Source organism: Thiohalocapsa halophila, assembly GCF_016583825.1.
Lineage (GTDB): Bacteria > Pseudomonadota > Gammaproteobacteria > Chromatiales > Chromatiaceae > Thiohalocapsa > Thiohalocapsa halophila.
Genome location: NZ_NRRV01000176.1, coordinates 1 through 1,609 on the forward strand (window position 1 = coordinate 1; position 1,609 = coordinate 1,609).

At 68.6% G+C, this 1,609-nt stretch carries 1 protein-coding gene and 2 pseudogenes; 2 read left to right on the top strand and 1 reads right to left on the bottom strand.

Features of this window, described 5'->3' with window-relative positions; genetic code table 11:
* Window positions 1–239, bottom strand: a 239-nt coding sequence (locus tag CKO31_RS25795) for a ParM/StbA family protein (protein ID WP_498370622.1), incomplete at its 3' end; no start/stop codon positions are given.
* A gap of 832 nt (window positions 240–1,071) precedes the next feature.
* Here CKO31_RS25795 and mobI point away from each other — a divergent pair.
* Window positions 1,072–1,287, top strand: a pseudogene (gene mobI / locus CKO31_RS27840) (conjugative transfer protein MobI(A/C)); the annotation flags it as partial.
* Between the two features lie 55 nt (window positions 1,288–1,342).
* Window positions 1,343–1,609: pseudogene (locus CKO31_RS25805) on the top strand (hypothetical protein); the annotation flags it as partial.

Here is a 1,609-nt window from a genome sequence, read left to right on the forward strand (position 1 = left end):
ATGTGGCCACCCAGTTGGAGGGGACATCCAGGGTTGGTGCCGCCGGCGATCCACTCCTCCCCTTTCACCTGCACCGCAATGCCGGCGGCACCAACCCTGGATGTCCCCTCCAACTGGGTGGCCACATGTGCCCGCGGTGCCGCCAACGCCGGCAGCACCCGCAGCTGCGGCCGTGTGCTCGCCGGCCCGTCAGCGAGCTTCAGATTGGAGTAACCGATGTCGAGACCGACGACCTGCATGGACACCTCCGCGGGAGCGCGCTGAACGACTGCTGAACGACTGGCCGGCAGCAACAGTCGAGGGTTCGGTCCCAGGCGGTCCGGGTTGGCGCCCCTGCACCAACGGTCACCGCAAGCCACCTCCCCGAAGAGCGCCAGAACGACTGGCGAACCACTGACCGGCGCCGCGCAGGATGGCGTTCCGGCGGTGCTACTCGACACCGCGGAAGGTCCACGAAGGCGTCGTCTTTCCCGACTGCGGACGGATGGGCCTGGCCCTTAGGATTGCTCCAGCCACCCTGACAGGTGCCCAGGGGAGGGCGTCGACGCAGGTGCGCGGGATGCTGCCGCAAGTCGCGGTAAGTCCATGAGTGAAAGCACGTATTCCAGGTGACCACGGTGTCGCGGCAATGCAGGTGCGCAGTCAGGACGTAGGAAGCCGAGATCTCCCCTGTGACCAGGCGACGGGCGATCGACAGGTGGAAGGCGGACCCGTCTGACGCAGGTGGCAGTACCACCGACCCATTGAGAGACAAGCAATTGAGTCAACGCGCGAAATTCGATGTGACCATGCACCCCCTACGGCGGCAGGTGCGCATCTGGTGCACGCTCGGCCAGGTGACCGGCCATGCCTGAGCAGGCGCAACACACCCCGAAAACGCAGGTGACCAGCGGGGTTGCTGGTCACCCAGATAATGGGTGGGCAGGGGGCGCAAATCTTGGTGTCTCCAGCGCGTCCGAACTAGACGGTGCCCCGGTCGCAGCGGAGGCTGCGATCAGGACGCTGGCCAAGTGGTTCGCGGCGGAGCGCCGACAGCTGCGCACCGCAGCCGAGACCATCGAGATCGCCGTCATGGAGCAGCTGCGCACCCAGCGCCAGCACCAGGGCATCGGACGCGGCGCAGCCCGGCTGGGGCTGCGCATCCGTGCGCCCCGTCGCGTCGGCGGCAGCTTCACCATCGAGTGGTTCCAGGTGCAACGGCGCGGACGGACTCAGTACATCCCCCGCGGCAACACCGACGGCTACCCGCGCGCGGCCTTTGCCGGCGCGCTGCCTTGGGAGCGCGGCATTGCCCTGGACGCGGAGCAGGTGCTCGGGCAGATTCGCCGGCGACTGCGGCTGATTGCTGGCCACGGATCGCGTGCCGGGCATTCCGCGCGACCCGGACACCATCGCCGAGCTGCTCCTGGAGCGGGGACTGGCCGTGCCGCGGGTCGATGCCCTCGGCCGGCATCCGACCTGGCGCCTCGCGCCGGCACCGCTGGCGCGCGAGCGCGAGCAGCTGGTCATGCTGACGATGCTGCGCCTGCGGGAAGCCGGGATACTCTTTCCCTTCGGCGCGCCGGGCGCTGTGGACCTCGCGCAGATGTCTGGACCGCCAAACACGGAG